The sequence below is a fragment of the Streptomyces sp. NPDC051909 genome, assembly GCF_040681095.1.
In the GTDB taxonomy this organism is placed as follows: domain Bacteria; phylum Actinomycetota; class Actinomycetes; order Streptomycetales; family Streptomycetaceae; genus Streptomyces.
In genome coordinates this window covers 221,652-240,771 of the sequence record NZ_JBFAYA010000013.1, presented here as the reverse complement: position 1 = coordinate 240,771, position 19,120 = coordinate 221,652, and the positions used below count along the sequence as shown (strand labels likewise).

General features: G+C 69.3%; 16 protein-coding genes. 7 read left to right on the top strand and 9 right to left on the bottom strand.

Annotated elements, in window-relative coordinates:
• Nucleotides 1-58: 58 nt before the first annotated feature.
• Both AB0M18_RS22310 and dnaB read right to left on the bottom strand, forming a co-directional pair.
• Nucleotides 59-1,444, bottom strand: coding sequence for a serine hydrolase domain-containing protein (locus AB0M18_RS22310; protein ID WP_365760585.1), 1,386 nt, complete (start codon nt 1,442-1,444; stop codon nt 59-61).
• A 35-nt stretch (nt 1,445-1,479) separates the two neighbouring features.
• The gene (dnaB, locus tag AB0M18_RS22305; protein WP_365760583.1) at nt 1,480-2,961 is read right to left on the bottom strand and encodes a replicative DNA helicase; all 1,482 of its coding nucleotides are present in this window, start codon (nt 2,959-2,961) and stop codon (nt 1,480-1,482) included.
• 424 nt (nt 2,962-3,385) lie between these two features.
• Between dnaB and AB0M18_RS22300 the strand changes: the two genes are divergently transcribed.
• Nucleotides 3,386-4,723, top strand: a complete 1,338-nt coding sequence (locus AB0M18_RS22300) for an MATE family efflux transporter (protein ID WP_365760581.1) — start codon at nt 3,386-3,388, stop codon at nt 4,721-4,723.
• Nucleotides 4,724-4,877: 154 nt separating this feature from the next.
• On the opposite strand, the gene rplI is transcribed toward AB0M18_RS22300, so the two are convergent.
• The 4 genes from rplI to rpsF form a co-directional block, all read right to left on the bottom strand.
• Nucleotides 4,878-5,324, bottom strand: a complete 447-nt coding sequence (gene rplI / locus AB0M18_RS22295; RefSeq protein ID WP_365760579.1) for a 50S ribosomal protein L9 — start codon at nt 5,322-5,324, stop codon at nt 4,878-4,880.
• An 18-nt stretch (nt 5,325-5,342) separates the two neighbouring features.
• The gene (rpsR, locus tag AB0M18_RS22290; RefSeq protein WP_128983236.1) at nt 5,343-5,579 is read right to left on the bottom strand and encodes a 30S ribosomal protein S18; all 237 of its coding nucleotides are present in this window, start codon (nt 5,577-5,579) and stop codon (nt 5,343-5,345) included.
• Nucleotides 5,580-5,637: 58 nt separating this feature from the next.
• A complete protein-coding gene (locus AB0M18_RS22285; RefSeq protein WP_365760577.1) occupies nt 5,638-6,216 on the bottom strand; it encodes a single-stranded DNA-binding protein in 579 nt (192 codons plus the stop codon).
• Between the two features lie 72 nt (nt 6,217-6,288).
• Nucleotides 6,289-6,579 (bottom strand): 30S ribosomal protein S6, encoded by a 291-nt coding sequence (gene rpsF / locus AB0M18_RS22280; protein WP_004950685.1) that lies wholly within the window; start codon nt 6,577-6,579, stop codon nt 6,289-6,291.
• A 297-nt stretch (nt 6,580-6,876) separates the two neighbouring features.
• Here rpsF and AB0M18_RS22275 point away from each other — a divergent pair, with 297 nt between their 5' ends.
• From AB0M18_RS22275 to AB0M18_RS22265, 3 genes are all read left to right on the top strand, one after another.
• Complete coding sequence (locus AB0M18_RS22275) at nt 6,877-7,185, top strand: hypothetical protein (protein WP_365760575.1); 309 nt, start codon at nt 6,877-6,879, stop codon at nt 7,183-7,185.
• A 137-nt stretch (nt 7,186-7,322) separates the two neighbouring features.
• On the top strand, nt 7,323-8,441 hold the full coding sequence (locus tag AB0M18_RS22270; protein ID WP_189804939.1) for a peptidoglycan bridge formation glycyltransferase FemA/FemB family protein: 1,119 nt from the start codon (nt 7,323-7,325) through the stop codon (nt 8,439-8,441).
• Nucleotides 8,442-8,526: 85 nt separating this feature from the next.
• Nucleotides 8,527-9,558: an alanine racemase gene (locus AB0M18_RS22265; protein ID WP_365760572.1), complete on the top strand. Its 1,032-nt coding sequence runs from the start codon at nt 8,527-8,529 to the stop codon at nt 9,556-9,558.
• 76 nt (nt 9,559-9,634) lie between these two features.
• Here the strand turns inward: AB0M18_RS22265 and AB0M18_RS22260 are convergent, their stop codons facing one another.
• Together AB0M18_RS22260 and AB0M18_RS22255 are read right to left on the bottom strand one after the other, a co-directional pair.
• A complete protein-coding gene (locus AB0M18_RS22260; RefSeq protein WP_365760570.1) occupies nt 9,635-11,116 on the bottom strand; it encodes a glycosyltransferase 87 family protein in 1,482 nt (493 codons plus the stop codon).
• A 111-nt stretch (nt 11,117-11,227) separates the two neighbouring features.
• Complete coding sequence (locus AB0M18_RS22255) at nt 11,228-13,972, bottom strand: transglycosylase domain-containing protein (protein ID WP_365760568.1); 2,745 nt, start codon at nt 13,970-13,972, stop codon at nt 11,228-11,230.
• A 408-nt stretch (nt 13,973-14,380) separates the two neighbouring features.
• Between AB0M18_RS22255 and AB0M18_RS22250 the strand changes: the two genes are divergently transcribed.
• The 3 genes from AB0M18_RS22250 (at nt 14,381) to AB0M18_RS22240 (ending at nt 17,574) form a co-directional block, all read left to right on the top strand.
• Nucleotides 14,381-15,073 (top strand): PadR family transcriptional regulator, encoded by a 693-nt coding sequence (locus tag AB0M18_RS22250; protein ID WP_365760566.1) that lies wholly within the window; start codon nt 14,381-14,383, stop codon nt 15,071-15,073.
• A 47-nt stretch (nt 15,074-15,120) separates the two neighbouring features.
• A complete protein-coding gene (locus AB0M18_RS22245; protein ID WP_265861391.1) occupies nt 15,121-16,203 on the top strand; it encodes an inositol-3-phosphate synthase in 1,083 nt (360 codons plus the stop codon).
• A gap of 111 nt (nt 16,204-16,314) precedes the next feature.
• Nucleotides 16,315-17,574, top strand: a complete 1,260-nt coding sequence (locus AB0M18_RS22240) for an MFS transporter (protein ID WP_365760563.1) — start codon at nt 16,315-16,317, stop codon at nt 17,572-17,574.
• An 86-nt stretch (nt 17,575-17,660) separates the two neighbouring features.
• On the opposite strand, the gene AB0M18_RS22235 is transcribed toward AB0M18_RS22240, so the two are convergent.
• Nucleotides 17,661-19,106, bottom strand: coding sequence for a CCA tRNA nucleotidyltransferase (locus AB0M18_RS22235; protein WP_365760561.1), 1,446 nt, complete (start codon nt 19,104-19,106; stop codon nt 17,661-17,663).
• Nucleotides 19,107-19,120: the final 14 nt, after the last annotated feature.

The following is a 19,120-nucleotide window of genomic DNA, read 5'->3' as shown; positions in this document are numbered from 1 at the left end:
GCGATTAAACCCGTGAAACAGCGCCCGCCTCGATTCCGGGACCGGCTGCCCACGCGGGTCAGAGGCCGCGCCAGGGCGCCTCGTCCACTCCGCCGGGCACGGCGTCGCCCTGCTCATAGGGCTCACGGGTGAACACGAAGGACCCGAGGTCCAGATGGCTCACCGAGCCGTCGGGGCGCTTCACCACCCGCAGGGTCTCTCCCTGGTAGTAGCCGTCCAGGCCGATCCAGCTGCTGCCGTCGGGCAGCGCCCGGAAGGCGGCCCGCCGCCCGGCGCCCTTCAGCGGCTCCAGGGTCACGGCGCGTCCGGCGCCGAGCTTCAGTCCGTACGCGTACGTGCCCCAGTACCAGGGGCCGGTGAGGGCGAGCAGTTCCTCGTCGACCTCGGCCGCGGGAAGGGGCCGCCAGGGCTTCGGAAGACGGGGCTCGGCCTCCGCGACGATCCGGATGAGTTCGGCGGCCACCGTGGCCGTGAGCGGCCCGCTGGTGGCGTTGGCGAGGGCCACGGCGGCCACCCCGTCCTCGACGCTCACCCACAGACCGGCGACGAAGCCCGGCAGCGAGCCGGTGTGCCCGAACAGCAGCCCGCGCTCCGAGTGCACGAGCTGGAGCCCCAGGCCGTAGCCCATCTTCCAGTCGGCGGTGGCGGACGGCGCCGACGGGACCCGCATCTCCGCCACACGGGCGGAGCTCAGCACCCGATCATCCCCCTCGGCGAGGAAGACGGCGAACCGGCAGAGGTCGCCGACCGTCGACCAGAGCTGCCCGGCCGGGGCCATCACCCCCAGGTCCTGGGCGGGTTCGGGCATCATCACGTCCGCCCACGGGTGCACCGCGAAGCCACCCGCGTGCGGCGCGACCGGCTGGGCCGTCGTCCGGTCAAGCCCGAGCGGCTCCAGGATCTCGGTGCGCAGCGCCTCCTCCCAGGACACCCCGCGCACCGCCTCCACCAGCGAACCCAGGAGCGTGTAGCCGGGGTTGGAATAGTGGTGGACCCGGCCCACCGGGTGCAGCATCGGCCGCTCCCCCAGCACATCGGAGAGCTCCGGCCGGATCGTCCCGGGCGTCCGCTCCCACCACGGCGACGGGGTCTCGGCGGCAAGTCCCGACGTGTGGCCCAGGAGTTGGGCGACCGTCACCTCACCGACGCCGGTGCCCGGCAGATGCTTCTCCAGCGGATCATCGAGGCTCAGCAGCCCCTCGTCCCGAAGCCTCATCACCAGCACCGCGGTGAACACCTTGGTGATCGACCCGATCCGGTACTGGGTGTCGGCATCCGGCGCGTGCCCGTCGACACAGCTGCGCGAACCGCTCCACACCACCGCTCCGTCCCGCGCGACGCCGGCGACGAACGAGGGCGCGCGGCCCTCGCTCTGCGCGACGGCCACGCGGTGCAGCAGAGCGCGTTCGGTGGTGGGCAGCAGGGCTTCGAAGGATGAGGTCATGCGGCGATCATGCCGCGCCCCCCTCCGGATATCGATCAGGTTTGTGCCATGTCCACGAAGCGCGAGTAGTGGCCCTGGAAGGCCACCGTGATGGTCGCCGTCGGACCGTTACGGTGCTTGCCGACGATGATGTCGGCCTCGCCCGCGCGCGGGGACTCCTTCTCGTAGGCGTCCTCGCGGTGCAGCAGGATGACCATGTCGGCGTCCTGCTCGATGGAGCCGGACTCTCGGAGGTCGGACACCATCGGCTTCTTGTCGGTGCGCTGCTCGGGGCCACGGTTCAGCTGGGAGAGCGCGATGACCGGGAGCTCCAGCTCCTTGGCGAGGAGCTTGAGGTTTCGCGACATCTCCGAGACCTCCTGCTGGCGGCTCTCGGCGCGCTTGGAGCCGCCGGCCTGCATCAGCTGGAGGTAGTCGATGATGACGAGCTTGATGCCGCTGCGCTGCTTGAGGCGGCGGCACTTGGCGCGGATCTCCATCATCGACAGGTTCGGCGAGTCGTCGATGTAGAGCGGGGCCTGCGAGACGTCCGGCATCCGGCGGGCGAGCCGGGTCCAGTCCTCGTCGGTCATGGTGCCGGAGCGCATGTGGTGCAGCGCCACGCGGGCCTCTGCCGAGAGCAGACGCATCGCGATCTCGTTGCGGCCCATTTCGAGGGAGAAGATGACGCTGGGCAGGTTGTGCTTGATGGAGGCGGCCCGGGCGAAGTCCAGCGCGAGCGTGGACTTACCCATCGCGGGACGGGCCGCGATGATGATCATCTGACCGGGGTGCAGTCCGTTGGTGAGCGCGTCGAGGTCGGTGAAGCCGGTGGGGACACCGGTCATCTCGCCGCTGCGGGAGCCGATCGCCTCGATCTCGTCGAGGGCGCCCTCCATGATGTCGCCGAGCGGCAGGTAGTCCTCGGTGGTGCGCTGCTCGGTGACCTGGTAGATCTCCGACTGGGCGCGGTTGACGATGTCGTCGACGTCTCCGTCGGCCGCGTATCCCATCTGTGTGATCTTGGTGCCGGCCTCCACGAGACGGCGCAGCACGGCCCGCTCGTGGACGATCTCCGCGTAGTACGAGGCGTTGGCCGCGGTCGGCACCGACTGCACGAGCGTGTGCAGATAGGAGGCGCCGCCGACCCGGGTGATCTCACCGCGCTTGGTGAGCTCGGCGCCGACCGTGATGGGGTCGGCGGGCTCGCCCTTCGCGTAGAGGTCGAGGATCGCCGCGTAGACCGTCTCGTGGGCCGGCTTGTAGAAGTCGTGGCCCTTGATGATCTCGACGACGTCGGCGATCGCGTCCTTGGACAGCAGCATGCCGCCGAGGACGGACTGCTCGGCGTCCAGGTCCTGTGGGGGCACCCGCTCGAAGCCGGAGATCCCGCTGTCCCAGCCGCCGCCCTCGCTGCCGCGCTCGTGCTGGTCCTCCCGGCCGCGTCCGCGGCCGCCGCGCTCGCGGGTACGCGTCGGGAGCCGGTCGCCGGGTCCGCTGTCGGCCCAGGGATCGTCCATGGGCTCGGGCATGCTCACCAAGCCACCTCCTCCCGTCCGCTCCGCGGACCTCGCCGTGCCCCTCTTTCTTACGCCACGGCTCGGACAAAAAAGGGGCTTTGGCTCCGCTTCTGGCGCGTCGGGCGACGGTCCACGGTAGGGCCGCGGGCACCGTCAGCCAATCTGGTTATCCACAGGCCCTGTGGGTGAAGGCCCAGATGCTGTGGAGAACTCCCCGGAACCTGTGCACGGACCGGGGGACAGCCATGTGGACAAACTCATAGCCCGCTCACGCAAATGCTCCTGACCTGCGGCTTTTCCGTCCACCGGCTGTGGGGGAGAAAAACTTTTCCGCACGGATCAAGATCAGAACAAACGGCGCACACCCGAAGGGTCACTCGTTGCGAAGGTAATGGGCACAAAGCGATTGCATCTCTTACCTGTGGAAGATTAGATTGGGCGCATGCACCAGGCTCCCGCGACCTCCAAGGCCGTCCGACGGCAACACGACCGCGAGATCGTCTCGCTCGCCGTCCCGGCCTTCGGCGCACTCGTCGCCGAGCCCCTCTTCCTCATGGTCGACAGTGCCATCGTCGGCCACCTCGGCACCCCCCAGCTCGCGGGGCTCGCCATCGCCTCGGCACTTCTCTCCACCGCCGTGAGCGTCTTCGTCTTCCTCGCCTACGCCACCACCGCGGCCGTCGCCCGCCGGGTCGGCGCCGGCGACCTCAAGGCCGCCATCCGCCAGGGCGTCGACGGTATCTGGCTCGCCCTGCTCCTCGGCGCCGCCGTCGTCGCCGTCACGCTGTCCACCGCACCCTGGCTCGTCGACATCTTCGGCGCCTCCGACACGGCCACCCCCTACGCCCTCACCTATCTGCGGATCTCCAGCCTGGGCATCCCCGCCATGCTGGTCGTCCTGGCCGCCACCGGTGTCCTGCGCGGCCTCCAGGACACCCGCACCCCGCTCTACGTCGCCATCGCCGGCTTCGCGGCCAACGCGGTACTCAACTTCGGCCTGGTCTACGGTGCCGGTCTCGGCATCGCCGGCTCCGCCTGGGGCACGGTCATCGCCCAGTTCGGCATGGCCGCCGCGTATCTCTTCGTCGTCGTCCGCGGCGCCCGCCGCCACGGTGCCTCGCTGCGCCCCGACCCCGCCGGCATCCGGGCCTCCGCCCAGGCCGGCGCCCCGCTCCTGATCCGTACGCTCTCACTGCGCGCCGTCCTGATGATCGCCACCGCCGTAGCCGCCCGGCTCGGGGACGCCGATGTCGCCGCCCACCAGATCATCCTGTCCCTGTGGAGCCTGATGGCCTTCGCCCTCGACGCGATCGCCATCGCCGGGCAGGCCATCATCGGGCGCTATCTCGGCGCCGACGACGCGGACGGTGCCCGCCAGGTCTGCCGCCGCATGGTCCAGTGGGGCGTGGCCTCCGGGGTCGTCCTCGGCGTGCTGCTGATCGTCACCCGGCCGCTTTTCGTCCCGCTCTTCACCGACGACCCCGCGGTCCAGGACGCGCTGCTCCCGGCCCTCCTCGTCGTGGCGCTCTCGCAGCCGATCTCCGGGGTGGTCTTCGTCCTCGACGGCGTCCTGATGGGCGCGGGTGACGGCCCCTATCTCGCCTGGGCCATGCTGCTGACCCTGGCCGTCTTCGCGCCGGTCGCCCTGCTGGTCCCCACGCTGGGCGGCGGCCTCACGGCGCTGTGGGGAGCGATGACGCTGATGATGCTGGTCCGGATGGCGACGCTGTGGTTCCGCGAGCGCTCCGGCCGCTGGCTCGTCACGGGTGCCACGCGCTGAGCAGGCGATGTTTCACGTGAAACCGGGTGTTTCACGTGAAACGGTGCCGTGCACACAGCTCCGGCGACAGCGGAAGGGCCCACACCCCGAGGGGTGCGGGCCCTTCCGTACTGCTGAGCGCGTAACCGCTGAGCGCGTACTGCCGGAGGCAGTGTTACGCGGCGACGACCTCGACGCCGAGCTTCGCGACGACGTCGGCGTGCAGACGCACGGTCACCTCGTGCGAGCCCAGGGTCTTGATCGGCGCACCGAGCTCGACGCGGCGCTTGTCGACAGCCGGGCCACCGGCGGTCTTGATCGCGGCGGCGACATCGGCCTGGGTCACAGAGCCGAAGAGGCGGCCGGCGTCGCCGGAGCGAACGGCCAGACGGACCTTCGTGCCCTCGAGCTGAGCCTTGACCTCGTTGGCCTGCTCGATGGTCGCGATCTCGTGGATCTTGCGGGCGCGGCGGATCTGCGCCACGTCCTTCTCGCCACCCTTGGTCCAGCGGAGCGCGAAGCCGCGCGGAACCAGGTAGTTGCGAGCGTAGCCGTCCTTGACGTCGACGACGTCGCCGGCGGCACCGAGGCCGGACACCTCGTGGGTGAGGATGATCTTCATTTTTCGGTCACCCTTCCCTTAGCGCGCGGTGGACGTGTAGGGCAGCAGCGCCATCTCACGGCTGTTCTTGACGGCCGTGGCGACGTCACGCTGGTGCTGCGTGCAGTTGCCGGTCACGCGACGGGCACGGATCTTGCCGCGGTCGGAAATGAACTTCCGCAGCATGTTCGTGTCCTTGTAGTCGACGTACGCGACCTTGTCCTTGCAGAACGCGCAGACCTTCTTCTTAGGCTTGCGCACAGGCGGCTTCGCCATGGTGTTTCTCCTGTGTGATCAAGAAGTGTGGGTACGAGCTGCTTCCGGGGCGCAGGCCCTAGAAGGGAGGCTCGTCCGAGTAGCCGCCGCCGGAGTTGCCACCCCAGCCGCCACCGCCGCCGCCCTGCTGGCCGCCGGACGGAGCGCTGGAGGCCCACGGGTCGTCGGAGGGGGCTCCGCCGCCCTGCTGGCCGCCGCCGGAGTTGCCACCCCAGCCACCGCCGCCGCCACCCTGCTGCTGGCCGCCGCCGTAGCCGCCCTGGCCACCGCGACCGGTGGTGCGGGTGACCTTGGCCGTGGCGTTGCGCAGGCTGGGGCCGACTTCCTCGACATCCAGCTCGTAGACCGTGCGCTTGACGCCCTCGCGGTCCTCGTAGGACCGCTGCTTCAGACGGCCCTGCACGACGACGCGCATGCCCTTCTGCAGCGACTCGGCGACGTTCTCCGCCGCCTGCCGCCAGACCGAGCAGGTCAGGAACAGGCTCTCGCCGTCCTTCCACTCGTTGGTCTGCCGGTCGAAGGTGCGGGGAGTGGACGCGACGCGGAACTTCGCGACCGCCGCACCGGACGGGGTGAAGCGCAGCTCGGGGTCTTCGACAAGGTTGCCGACGACCGTGATGACGGTCTCGCCTGCCATGGGTGAACCTCTCGGCGGGATTGCTTACGGCTGCTTACTGCTACTCGGACCCGAGAACCGCTGAGCCTGAGCTCAGTGGGTCTCGGGGCGGAGGACCTTGGTCCGGAGGACCGACTCGTTCAGGTTCATCTGGCGGTCGAGCTCCTTGACGACCGCAGGCTCGGCCTGCAGGTCGATGACCGAGTAGATGCCCTCGGGCTTCTTCTTGATCTCGTAGGCGAGACGACGACGGCCCCAGGTGTCGACCTTCTCGACCTTTCCGTTGCCCTCACGGACGACGGAGAGGAAGTTCTCGATCAGCGGGGAGACAGCGCGCTCCTCGAGATCGGGGTCGAGGATGACCATCACCTCGTAGTGACGCATGTGGAACCCACCTCCTTTGGACTCAGCGGCCACGGTCGTTCCGTGGCAGGAGGGTCGTGATGCGTGAGCAACGGTATCCGCGGCCACTGACAGTCCCCCCTCGACGAACTCGACGAGCGAGGGGCTGCCGGCGGGATCCAGGCCGGACCTGGGCAGACACCGGTGCAGACCGTACAGAGTACCCGCACATCGCCCTGCGGTTGAAATCCGGCGGTGAGGGGACGCAATCTGTACTAACGGATGTGGGCGGCGTCACAACGACGTCGCCTTCCGGACGGCACGCCAGGAGGTGCCCCCATGGCACAGGCAATGCGACCCGACCCCGGCCACTCCCTCTTCGCCACGGACGGAAAGCCCCACCCGCTCCAGGACACCCTGCTCGCCATCACCCTCGCGCTCGGCGTCCTCTCCTTCGTGACGGGCTTCTACGACAACCTGCACCTGCTGGCTTCCTGGTCGGGGCTGATCGGCATCGTCACCGGTGCCTACGGACAGTTCATCTCCGTCACGACCCGCGAGCGCTTCGCGCTGATCGTCGGACTCGGCGCCTCAGGAGTGGGCTTCTACCTCGGCATGTTCCACGGCGGCCTCTTCGGCGGGGTGTGACGGCCGACCGCACGCCCGCCACATGGGACGGAAGGCCCCACAGGCCCATTCGGGGTGCTCCCCGGTCGCAGTAGGCTTCGGCGCGAGAGCCGGAGCCCCGCAACCGATGGGGACACACCTGCCGAGGAGCGCCCCGCATGAGCTTGACCCTGAGGACCATCAGTCGTGAGCAGCATCTGGCATTCATCCAGAGCCAGCCCGCGGCGAGTCACTGCCAGGTCCCGGCATGGGCTGATGTGAAGACCGAGTGGCGCTCGGAGAACCTCGGCTGGTTCGACAAGTCCGGCGAGCTCGTCGGCGCCGGCCTGGTGCTCTACCGTCAGCTGCCCAAGATCAAGCGCTACTTGGCCTATCTGCCCGAGGGCCCGGTCATCAACTGGTACGCGCCGAACCTGGACGACTGGCTGCAGCCGATGCTGGCGCACCTCAAGCAGCAGGGCGCCTTCTCCGTGAAGATGGGCCCGCCGGTGGTCATCCGCCGCTGGGACTCGACCGCCATCAAGGCCGGCATCCAGGACCCGGACGTCAAGCGCCTCAAGGACGTCGAGGCCACCCACATCGAACCGCGCGCCTTCGAGGTCGCCGACCGGCTGCGGAAGATGGGCTGGCAGCAGGGAGAGGACGGCGGCGCCGGCTTCGGCGACGTCCAGCCCCGCTACGTCTTCCAGGTCCCGCTGGCGAACCGCTCGCTCGACGACGTCCTCAAGGGCTTCAACCAGCTGTGGCGCCGCAACATCAAGAAGGCCGAGAAGGCCGGCGTCGAGGTCGTCCAGGGCGGTTACGAGGACCTGGCCGAGTGGCAGCGGCTGTACGAGATCACGGCCGTCCGCGACCACTTCCGGCCGCGCCCGCTCTCGTACTTCCAGCGCATGTGGACCGTCCTCAACAACGAGGACCCCAACCGCATGCGGCTCTACTTCGCCCGCCACAACGGCGTGAACCTGTCCGCCGCGACGATGCTCGTCGTCGGCGGCCACGTCTGGTACTCCTACGGTGCCTCCGACAACATCGGCCGCGAGGTGCGTCCCTCGAACGCCATGCAGTGGCGGATGCTGCGCGACGCCTACGCGATGGGCGCGACCGTCTACGACCTGCGCGGCATCTCGGACTCGCTGGACGAGACCGACCACCTCTTCGGCCTGATCCAGTTCAAGGTCGGCACCGGCGGCGAGGCCGTGGAGTACGTGGGCGAGTGGGACTTCCCGCTGAACAAGCTGTTGCACAAGGCCCTGGACATCTACATGTCGCGTCGCTGACGACCCGTGCGAGGCTTGCGTAGTCTCGTACCTCTCGTACACATCTCTGACTCTCCGCTGCCACCAGAAAGGTTCCGGGCCGGCCATGGCGCTCTCCCTCTATGTCGACACCGCTCGCTGGCGGGCGCACCAGAAGACCGTGATCGACCAGTTCCCGGGTCTCGTCCCGGTCTGCAAGGGCAACGGCTACGGGTTCGGCCACGAGCGGCTCTCGGACGAGGCCGCGCGCTTCGGCTCCGACATGCTGGCGGTGGGCACCACCTACGAGGCCGCGAAGATCAAGGACTGGTTCGGCGGCGACCTGCTCGTCCTCACGCCGTTCCGGCGCGGTGAGGAGCCGGTGCCGCTGCCCGACCGGGTCATCCGCTCGGTGTCCTCCGTGGACGGCGTGCACGCCCTGGTCGGCGCCCGCGTCGTCATCGAGTGCATGAGCTCGATGAAGCGGCACGGCGTCCACGAGGAGGAGCTGCCGAGGCTCCACGCGGCCATCGAGGACGTGCGTCTGGAGGGCTTCGCCCTCCACCTGCCGCTCGACCGCACCGACGGCACGGACGCCGTCGAGGAGGTCATCGCCTGGATGGACCGGCTGCGGGCCGCCCGGCTGCCGCTGCACACCATGTTCGTCAGCCATCTGCGCGCCGAGGAGCAGGCCCGGCTCCAGCAGCAGTTCCCGCAGACCCGCTTCCGGGCCCGGATCGGCACCCGGCTGTGGCTGGGCGACCACGAGGCGACCGAGTACCGGGGCGCGGTCCTCGACGTCACGCGGGTCGCCAAGGGCGACCGCTTCGGCTACCGGCAGCAGAAGGCCGCCTCCGACGGCTGGCTCGTGGTGGTCGCGGGCGGCACCTCGCACGGCGTCGGTCTGGAGGCCCCCAAGGCCATGCACGGTGTGATGCCGCGGGCCAAGGGTGTCGCCCGGGCCGGCCTCGCCACCGTCAACCGGAACCTTTCTCCGTTCGTCTGGGCCGGCAAGCAGCGCTGGTTCGCCGAGCCGCCGCACATGCAGGTGTCGATCCTGTTCGTGCCGTCCGACGCCCAGGAGCCCAAGGTCGGCGACGAGCTGGTCGCCCACCTGCGGCACACCACGACGCAGTACGACCGGCTCGTCGAGCGCTGAGCCGGCCGTACGCAAGCGGAACGACGGAAGCGGCCCCCGGGGACTCCCCGGGGGCCGCTTCTCGTAGCGGGCGCGGTCACTCCCGGGGCGGCGTGCCCCAGTCCACCCGCGGGCCCTCCACGGCCGGTGCCGCGTGCCGCGCCGGGTGCGCCGCCCTGCCGAGCACGAAGACGTCCTCGGCACCGTCCAGGACACCCCCGGAGGGGTCGTCCGAGCCGTCGCGCCGCACCCCGTCCCGGTCGGGCGCCAGGATGTCCCGGACGACCAGGGCGCACAGGTAGAGCGTGCCGAGGAGGTGCAGCACGATCGCGAACTGATAGCCGTCGGTCGGCAGCCCCTGCTTGTTCCCGCTGCTGGTGTACGCCAGGTAGAACCAGATCGCGAGGAAGTACAGGACCTCGCAGCCCTGCCACACCAGGAAGTCCCGCCAGCGCGGCCGGGCCAGCGCGGCGAGCGGCACGAGCCACAGCACGTACTGCGGCGAGTAGACCTTGTTGACGAGTACGAACGCGGCCACGATCAGGAACACCAGCTGAGCGAGCCGCGGCCTGCGGGGCGCGTTGAACGCCAGATACGCGAGCCCCGCGACCGCCAGCATCATCAGGAACAGCGCCCAGTAGTTGGCGGTCTCCGGGCGCATCTGCTCGCCCGTGAGCTGGCTGATCAGCAGCCACACCGAGCCGAAGTCGACGTTCCGGTCGGTGCTGAAGACGTAGAACTGCTTCCAGCCCTCCGTCGCGAACACCATCACCGGCAGGTTCACCACCAGCCAGGCACCGGCCGCGCCGAGCAGCGCCGTGCCGAACGCGCGCCACTTCCCGGCCCGCCAGCACAGCAGCAGCAGGGGCACGAGCAGCAGCGCCGGATAGAACTTGGCGGCCGTCGCGAGGCCCAGCAGCACCCCGAAGGCGAGCGGCCGGCTCCGCGACCACATCAGCAGCGCCGCGGCCGTCAGCGCCACGGCCAGCAGGTCCCAGTTGATGGTGGCGGTCAGCGCGAGCGCGGGCGCGAGCGCCACGAGCAGGCCGTCCCAGGGGCGCCGCCGGTGCGTCCTGGCCACGCAGACGGCCAGGACCGCCGCGCAGACCATGAGCAGGCCCGCGTTGACGATCCAGTACGTCCGCTCCTGCGCCGTCACGTCCCCGCTGGGCGTCAGCCACGCGGCGACCTGCATGAACAGCCCGGTCAGCACCGGGTACTCCAGGAACGGTATGTCGCCACCCAGCCGGTCGAAGTACGGGACCAGGCCCTCCGCGAAGCCGCGCCCGGAGAACAGGTGCGGGATGTCGGAGTAGCAGGCGTGGGTGTACTGCGAGGTGGACCCCCGGAACCAGGCCCAGTTGTAGCAGGGCAGCTTCTGCACCATGCCGAGCGCGTACATCCCGAGGGCCACGAGCACGACGACCCTGACCGGGGTCAGCTGCCCGGCGCCGAGCAGCGCCCGGCGCCCGATCGGGCCGCCGATCAGCTCGCTGCCGGCGGCGGCCACCTCGTCCCGTCGGGTGGGGCAGACCACCGGGGGATCCTGCGGCGGGCTCGACTTCTGGAGGCTCGGCATGGGGGACATCCTGCCGTACGCCCCTGGGAAAACGGTGAGGGCCGCCGCGTCCGGTTCCGTACGGGGTACGGAACCGGGCACGACGGCCCTGCGGGGTCCGGGGGATCCGGGCTAACCGCTCACGCCCCATGAGGTGCCGCCCGGCTTGCCGCCGCCTCCGCCGCTGGTCGGGTCGGTGGTGGCGGTGCTCGTCGGATCCACCGTGGGTGTGCTGGTGGTCCCGCCGGTGGTGCCACCGCTGTCGGCGCCCGTGCTGGTGCCGCCGTTGTCCTTGCACGGCCAGTCCCAGACGCTGCAGGTCTTGCCCGGGTCGGGAGACCTGGTCGGCTTGCCGGTGGGCGCCTCGGTGGACGGGGTCATGCTCGGCGTGGGCGACTGCGTGGTCTCGGTCGGCGTCGGCGTCGGGCTGACCGCGCCACCGCCGAAGACCGCCTCGCCGTCGAGGTCCTCCGGAGCCGGGAAGCTCTTCGGGTCGGTGCCCTTCAGGGCGTCGGTCATGTAGTCGTGCCAGATCTGCGACGGGAACGACGAACCGTGGATCTTCGGCTGGGCGCCGGTGCCGAACATGGACTCGAACTTGCGGTCCTTCAGCGTCTCGTCGTCGGCGAAGCGGTACATGTCGATCGCCGTCGACAGCTGCGGGGTGTAGCCCACGAACCAGGCCGAGTTGTTGCCGTCGGTGGTACCGGTCTTGCCGGCCGCCTCACGGTCGTCGAGAGCGGCCTTGGTGCCGGTGCCCTTCTTGACGACGTCCTTCAGCACGTCGGTCACGTTGCTGGCGACGGCCGTGGTGAACGCCCGCTTGGGCTCGGCCTTGTGCTCGTAAACGACCCCGCCCTCCTTGAGGACCTTGGTCACGGAGAAGACGTCGTTGCGCTCACCGTTGTTCGCGAAGGTCGCGTAGGCGCCGGCCATGCGGATCGCGCTCGGGGAGGAGATACCGAGCGAGAACGACGGCACGTTCGCCTTCACGAGCGAGGAGTCGAGCAGACCCGCGTCGATGGCCGACTGGCGTACCTTGTCGATGCCGACGTCCATGCCGAGCTGCACATACGGCGAGTTCAGGGACTTCATCATGGCCGTGCGCAGGTTGACCTTCGGCAGGCTGGCGCCCTCGTCATTCTTCTGGCGCCACTCGTTGCCCTTGTCGTCGTACCAGGTCGAGCCGTCGTAGTTCTTGATCGTCAGCTTGTTGGTGCCGTTGTAGACGCTCTTGTTCGGGTCGACGATGGTGCGGGTCTCGGGGCCCTGCACCTTCTCCCCCTTGGGGTCCCGCACACCGTCACGCATCGCGGCGGCGAGCACGAAGGGCTTGAAGGTCGAGCCGACCTGGGCGCCGGTCTGGTCCGCGTTGTTGGTGAAGTGCTTGGTGGCGTTCTCACCGCCGTAGATCGCGACGATCGCGCCGGTCTCGGGGTTCACCGAGGCACCGCCGAACTGGACGTGGGTGTCCGTGTCGGGCCGCTTCTTCGGGTCGATGTGCTCGTCGTAGACCTTCTTGACCGCCGACTCGAGCGCCTTGACCTTCTTCTTGTCGAAGGTGGTGTGGATCTCGTAGCCGCCCTTGGCGAGCTGCTGCGTCGTGACCTCGGTGTTGTTCAGGAAGTTCGCCTCGGCCGTCCGCACGAGGTAGCCGATCTGGCCGCCGAGCTGGGCACCCGAGGTGCGCGGCTTGGTCTTCGGCATCTCCGCGTACTTCGCGCGCTCGGTGGCGTCGAGCTTCTTGTCCTTGACCATCTCGTCGAGGATCCAGGACCAGCGCTTCCTGGCGCGGTCGGTGTTCGCCTGCGCGTTGGCGTTCGGGTCGATCTCGGGGTAGCCGGCCGGATCGTAGTAGGTCGCACCCTTGAGCACCGAGGCGAGCAGGGCGCACTCGCTCGGGTTGAGTTTGCTGGCCTCCTTGCCGAAGTACGCGCGGGAGGCGGCCTGGAGACCGTAGGCGCCGCGGCCGTAGTACGAGGTGTTGAGGTACCCCGCCATGATCTCGGACTTCTCCAGCTCGTTGCCCACGCGCATCGAGATGAAGAGTTCCTTCACCTTGCGCGTCACCGTCTGCGACTGGTCGTCGAGACGGTTGTTCTTCACGTACTGCTGGGTGATGGTCGAGCCGCCCTGGGTCTGTTCACCTTTCGCCATGTTCCACACGGCGCGGCCGATGCCCATCGGGTCGATACCGGAGTCGGTCCAGAAGGTCTTGTTCTCCGCCGAGACGACCGCGTCCTTCATGGCCACCGGGATCTCCTCGTACCCGATGATCTGCCGGTTGACCTCGCCGGTCGTGGCCATCACCGAGCCGTCGGACCAGTAGTAGACGTTGTTCTGCTGCTTGGCGCTGATGGCCTCGTTGGGGATGTCCACCCGGGCGTACGCGATCGTCGCCGCGCCCATGAGGCCGCCGACGAACGCCAGGAACAGGCCCGTCACCAGCTTCCACGAGGGCATCCAGCGGCGCCAGCCGTACTTGCCGTACCGCGGGTAGTCGATGATCCGCTTCTTGCCGGGCGGACGCCCGCCCGCGCCGCCGTGGCCGCGCCCGGGACCGTCGCCACGGCCGCCACCGCCGCCACCGCGCCGGCCGCCGGGTCCGCCCGGGCCGCCACCGCCCTCGGGGGCGCGCCTGCGCCCACCGCGCTGGGCGGCGCGACGGGCCTCGGCCCGACCACCGTAGGGACGCTCTTCCTCTCCATAGGAGGAAGGCGGCCCGTACGAGGCCGAAGGGGACCCAGTGGCGGCATCCCGACCGGGCGCCGGCCTGCGACCCATCGGCGGCTGGGCGGCGCGCCGTGCCGCGGCACGACCGCCGTACGGCGGCTGCTGCTGCTGCGGCTGCGGCGGTTTGCGACGGTGCTCGCTCATCGAACGACTACTCCTCGGGCAGGCGCATACGCCTGGAAGCGGCAGTTGAGTTCCGGTCCCCCCGAAATGCACACGGCCGGACCTCGGAAGAAGCCCCACCGGGTCGCAGCCGGTCACCCGTTTCACGGACGCCTCGCGGCCTTGCTCGGTTCCCGGTGGTCTGCATGCCGCACAGACTACGCACGGCCAAAACCTGCCTAGGGGGCGAGTTCACCCCAAATCAGGCAAGTCGATTGCTGTGAATTGACGATGTGACGCCGGTCACCCGAGTCCCACTTGTCGCGGACATGGGGCCGTTCTATCGTCGGGATGTATCGAGTCGATACATCAGTGCGGCACATCGGCTCGACATACGAGTGTTTTCCAGACGGTCCCCGAGACGAGTCCCGAGAACGGAGGAGGCGACGAATGAGCCGGCGCTCAGGAATCCTCGAGTTCGCCGTTCTCGGCCTGCTCCGCGAGGCCCCGATGCACGGGTACGAGCTGCGCAAGCGGCTCAACACCTCACTGGGCATCTTCCGGGCCTTCAGCTACGGGACCCTCTACCCGTGCCTCAAGACGCTGGTCGCCAACGGCTGGTTGATCGAGGAACCGGGCAGTGCCCCCGAGGAGGCCCTCGCGGCTTCACTCGCAGGGCGCCGCGCCAAGATCGTCTACCGGTTGACGGCCGAAGGTAAGGAGCACTTCGAGGAGCTCCTCTCCCACACCGGCCCGGACGCCTGGGAGGACGAGCACTTCGCCGCCCGCTTCGCCTTCTTCGGCCAGACCGAGCGCGAGGTGCGGATGCGGGTGCTGGAGGGCCGCCGCAGCCGGCTGGAGGAGCGCCTGGAGAAGATGCGTGCCTCCCTCAACCGGACGCGCGAGCGCCTCGACGACTACACGCTTGAGCTCCAGCGCCACGGAATGGAGTCCGTGGAGCGCGAAGTGCGCTGGCTGAACGAGCTCATCGAGAGCGAGCGGGCGGGGCGGGATCAGCGATCCGGCCCCGACGCCCCCGAGGGCGCCGCTCAGCAGCAGAACAGAGAAACCGGAGAAACGGGCGGCCTGCCCCGGCACGGGGGCAGTACCCGGCCGGATCCGTCCGACGACACCGCCAAGTGAAACCCTGCGCTCGCAGGGCTTCCACGATCACACAGGGAGCAACCGGAATGGGTTCGGTTCGCGTAGCCATCGTCGGCGTGGGCAACTGCGCCGCCTCGCTGGTGCAGGGCGTCGAGTACTACAAGGACGCCGACCCGGCGACCAAGGTGCCCGGCCTGATGCACGTCCAGTTCGGCGACTACCACGTCGGCGACGTGGAGTTCGTGGCCGCGTTCGACGTCGACGCGAAGAAGGTCGGCCTCGACCTGTCCGACGCCATCGGCGCCAGCGAGAACAACACCATCAAGATCTGCGACGTCCCGAACAAGGGCGTCACGGTCCAGCGCGGCCACACCCTCGACGGTCTCGGCAAGTACTACCGCCTGACCATCGAGGAGTCCGCCGAGGCCCCGGTCGACGTCGTCCAGGTCCTCAAGGACAAGCAGGTCGACGTGCTCGTCTGCTACCTGCCCGTGGGCTCCGAGGACGCGGCGAAGTTCTACGCGCAGTGCGCCATCGACGCCAAGGTCGCCTTCGTCAACGCCCTCCCGGTCTTCATCGCCGGCACCAAGGAGTGGGCCGACAAGTTCACCGAGGCCGGTGTCCCGATCGTCGGTGACGACATCAAGTCCCAGGTCGGCGCCACCATCACGCACCGCGTGATGGCGAAGCTGTTCGAGGACCGCGGTGTCCGTCTTGAGCGCACCATGCAGCTCAACGTCGGCGGCAACATGGACTTCAAGAACATGCTCGAGCGCGAGCGCCTGGAGTCCAAGAAGATCTCCAAGACGCAGGCCGTCACCTCCCAGATCCCCGACCGGGACCTCGGCGAGAAGAACGTCCACATCGGCCCCTCGGACTACGTGGCCTGGCTGGACGACCGCAAGTGGGCGTACGTGCGCCTTGAGGGCCGCGCCTTCGGCGACGTCCCGCTGAACCTGGAGTACAAGCTCGAGGTCTGGGACTCCCCGAACTCCGCGGGTGTCATCATCGACGCCCTGCGCGCCGCGAAGATCGCCAAGGACCGCGGCATCGGCGGCCCGATCCTCTCCGCGTCGAGCTACTTCATGAAGTCCCCGCCGGTCCAGTACTTCGACGACGAGGCCTTCGCCAACGTCGAGAAGTTCATCAAGGGCGAGGTCGAGCGCTGACCTGACGGTCTTCCGACGGCCCGCCGGCCGTCGAGGTCCTGAGAAAGGCTCACCGACGAGGGTCCCCGTGGCACTGCCCGGGGGCCCTCGTCGTATGTGAGTCTTGCTGCCATGTCCGTCGTGCGTGATCTGCGCGTCCTCCTGCGGCTGCGCAACTTCCGCCGCCTGCTGGCCGTCCGCCTGCTCTCCCAGTGCGCCGACGGCGTCTACCAAGTCGCCCTGGCCACGTACGTCGTCTTCTCCCCGGAGAAGGAGACCAGCGCCACCGCCATCGCCTCCGCCATGGCGGTGCTCCTGCTCCCCTACTCCCTCGTCGGCCCCTTCGCCGGTGTCCTGCTCGACCGCTGGCAGCGGCGCCAGGTCTTCCTCTACGGAAACCTGCTGCGGGCCCTGCTGGCCGGCGGCACCGCGGTGCTCATGCTGGCCTCCGTGCCGGACTGGCTGTTCTACGCCTCCGCCCTCTCCGTCACGGCCGTCAACCGCTTCGTCCTGGCCGGCCTCTCCGCCGCGCTCCCGCGCGTGGTCGACGCCGAGCGGCTGGTCGTCGCCAACTCGCTCTCACCGACCGCCGGCACCCTTGCCGCGACTCTGGGCGGCGGGCTGGCCTTCGGCGTACGACTCGTGGCGGACGACTCCGACGCCGCCGTGGTCCTCCTGGGCGCCGTCCTCTATCTCGGCTCCGCGCTCTCCTCGCTGCGGATGTCCCGCGAGCTCCTCGGCCCGGACCCGGAGCTGCTCCAGCCCCGGCTCTCCGCCGCGCTGGCCTCCACCGCCCGGGGACTGGCGAGCGGGCTACGCCATCTGTCCGAGCGACGCGCCGCCGCCCGGGCGCTCTCCGCCGTGACCGTGATGCGCTTCTGCTACGGCGCCCTGTTCGTGACCGTGCTCATGCTCTCCCGGTACACCTGGAGCACCACGGAGTCCCAGGGGCTGGCCATCCTCGGGCTGGCCGTCGCAGCCTCCGGAGCCGGATTCTTCACGGCGGCCGTGCTCTCGCCCTGGGCGGTGGGGCGCTTCGGCGCCTTCGGCTGGATGACCCTGTGCACGGGAGCCGCCGCCCTGCTCACTCCCGCACTGGGGCTCACCTTCGCCCGGACGCCGTTCCTCGTGGCCGCCTTCGTCCTCGGCCTCGTCACCCAGGGCGCGAAGATCGCCACCGACACCGTCGTACAGACCTCCGTGGACGACGCCTATCGCGGCCGGGTCTTCTCCCTCTACGACGTGCTCTTCAACGTCGCCTTCGTCGGCGCCGCCGGGGTCGCGGCCGCGATGCTGCCGCCGGACGGGCGGTCCCCCGCGATCGTGCTGCTCGTGACCCTGCTCTACGCGCTGCTCACGCTCGCCCTGGCCCGCGCCGACAGAAAGGGGTGATGTTTCACGTGAAACATCACCCCTGCCCGAGACCGCCGCGTCGATGTTTCACGTGAAACATCGACCGTGAAACGGCGGCATCCGCATCAGCCCTCCTGGCTCGCCCACCACTCCTTGAGGGCGGCGACGGCGGCCTCCTGCCCCATCGGGCCGTTCTCCAGCCGCAGCTCAAGCAGGAACTTGTAGGCCTGGCCCACCGCGGGCCCGGGGCGGATGCCCAGGATCTCCTGGATCTGGTTGCCGTCCAGGTCCGGACGGATCGAGTCCAGCTCCTCCTGCTCCTGGAGCTGCGCGATGCGCTCCTCCAGGCCGTCGTACGTACGGGAGAGCGCGGCGGCCTTGCGCTTGTTCCGGGTGGTGCAGTCGGAGCGCGTCAGCTTGTGCAGCCGGGAGAGCAGCGGGCCCGCGTCCCGGACGTAACGGCGGACGGCGGAGTCGGTCCACTCGCCCGAGCCGTAGCCGTGGAAGCGCAGATGCAGCTCCACCAGACGAGAGACGTCCTTGATCATCTCGTTGGAGTACTTCAGCGCCGTCATGCGCTTCTTGGTCATCTTCGCGCCGACCACCTCGTGGTGGTGGAAGGAGACCCGGCCGTCCTTCTCGAAGCGGCGAGTGCGCGGCTTGCCGATGTCGTGGAGCAGAGCGGAGAGGCGCAGCACCAGGTCGGGGCCGTCCTCCTCCAGGTCGATGGCCTGCTCGAGCACGGTCAGCGAGTGCTCGTAGACGTCCTTGTGCCGGTGGTGTTCATCGCTCTCCAGACGAAGGGCCGGCAGCTCGGGGATCACATGGGCGGCCAGGCCCGTGTCCACGAGGAGGCCGAGGCCCTTGCGGGGGTGGGAGGAGAGCAGGAGTTTGTTGAACTCCTCACGGACGCGCTCGGCGGAGACGATCTCCAGTCGCTCGGCCATCTCCGTCATCGCGGTGACGACCTCGGGGGCCACCTCGAAGTCCAGCTGCGCGGCGAAGCGGGCCGCCCGCATCATGCGCAGCGGGTCGTCGGAGAAGGACTCCTCGGGGGTGCCCGGGGTGCGCAGCACCTGCTCGGCGAGGTCCTCCAGACCGCCGTGCGGGTCGATGAACTCCTTCTCGGGGAGTGCCACGGCCATGGCGTTGACGGTGAAGTCGCGCCGGACCAGGTCCTCCTCGATGGAGTCGCCGTAGGAGACCTCGGGCTTGCGCGAGGTGCGGTCGTACGCCTCGGAGCGGTAGGTGGTGATCTCCACCAGGTAGCCGTCCTTCTGGCAGCCGACGGTGCCGAAGGCGATTCCGACCTCCCAGACGGCGTCGGCCCAGGGGCGCACGATCTTCAGCACGGCCTCGGGGCGGGCGTCGGTGGTGAAGTCCAGGTCGTTGCCGAGACGGCCGAGGAGGGCGTCGCGCACCGAGCCGCCGACCAGCGCGAGGCTGAACCCGGCATCCTTGAAGCGGCGGGCGAGGTCGTCGGCGACAGGGGACACACGCAGTAGTTCACTGACCGCGCGGCGTTGCACCTGGCTCAGGGCAGTCGGGGTGTCTTCGTTGGCGTTCGGCACAACAGAAAAGGGTA

Bases quoted from the DNA above. Each gene is read 5' to 3' on its own strand.
- AB0M18_RS22310 (WP_365760585.1), bottom strand. From the start codon at position 1,444: ATGACCTCATCCTTCGAAGCCCTGCTGCCCACCACCGAACGCGCTCTG.
- AB0M18_RS22300 (WP_365760581.1), top strand. From the start codon at position 3,386: ATGCACCAGGCTCCCGCGACCTCCAAGGCCGTCCGACGGCAACACGAC.
- rplI (WP_365760579.1), bottom strand. From the start codon at position 5,324: ATGAAGATCATCCTCACCCACGAGGTGTCCGGCCTCGGTGCCGCCGGC.
- rpsR (WP_128983236.1), bottom strand. From the start codon at position 5,579: ATGGCGAAGCCGCCTGTGCGCAAGCCTAAGAAGAAGGTCTGCGCGTTC.
- AB0M18_RS22285 (WP_365760577.1), bottom strand. From the start codon at position 6,216: ATGGCAGGCGAGACCGTCATCACGGTCGTCGGCAACCTTGTCGAAGAC.
- rpsF (WP_004950685.1), bottom strand. From the start codon at position 6,579: ATGCGTCACTACGAGGTGATGGTCATCCTCGACCCCGATCTCGAGGAG.
- AB0M18_RS22275 (WP_365760575.1), top strand. From the start codon at position 6,877: ATGGCACAGGCAATGCGACCCGACCCCGGCCACTCCCTCTTCGCCACG.
- AB0M18_RS22270 (WP_189804939.1), top strand. From the start codon at position 7,323: ATGAGCTTGACCCTGAGGACCATCAGTCGTGAGCAGCATCTGGCATTC.
- AB0M18_RS22265 (WP_365760572.1), top strand. From the start codon at position 8,527: ATGGCGCTCTCCCTCTATGTCGACACCGCTCGCTGGCGGGCGCACCAG.
- AB0M18_RS22260 (WP_365760570.1), bottom strand. From the start codon at position 11,116: ATGCCGAGCCTCCAGAAGTCGAGCCCGCCGCAGGATCCCCCGGTGGTC.
- AB0M18_RS22255 (WP_365760568.1), bottom strand. From the start codon at position 13,972: ATGAGCGAGCACCGTCGCAAACCGCCGCAGCCGCAGCAGCAGCAGCCG.
- AB0M18_RS22250 (WP_365760566.1), top strand. From the start codon at position 14,381: ATGAGCCGGCGCTCAGGAATCCTCGAGTTCGCCGTTCTCGGCCTGCTC.
- AB0M18_RS22245 (WP_265861391.1), top strand. From the start codon at position 15,121: ATGGGTTCGGTTCGCGTAGCCATCGTCGGCGTGGGCAACTGCGCCGCC.
- AB0M18_RS22240 (WP_365760563.1), top strand. From the start codon at position 16,315: ATGTCCGTCGTGCGTGATCTGCGCGTCCTCCTGCGGCTGCGCAACTTC.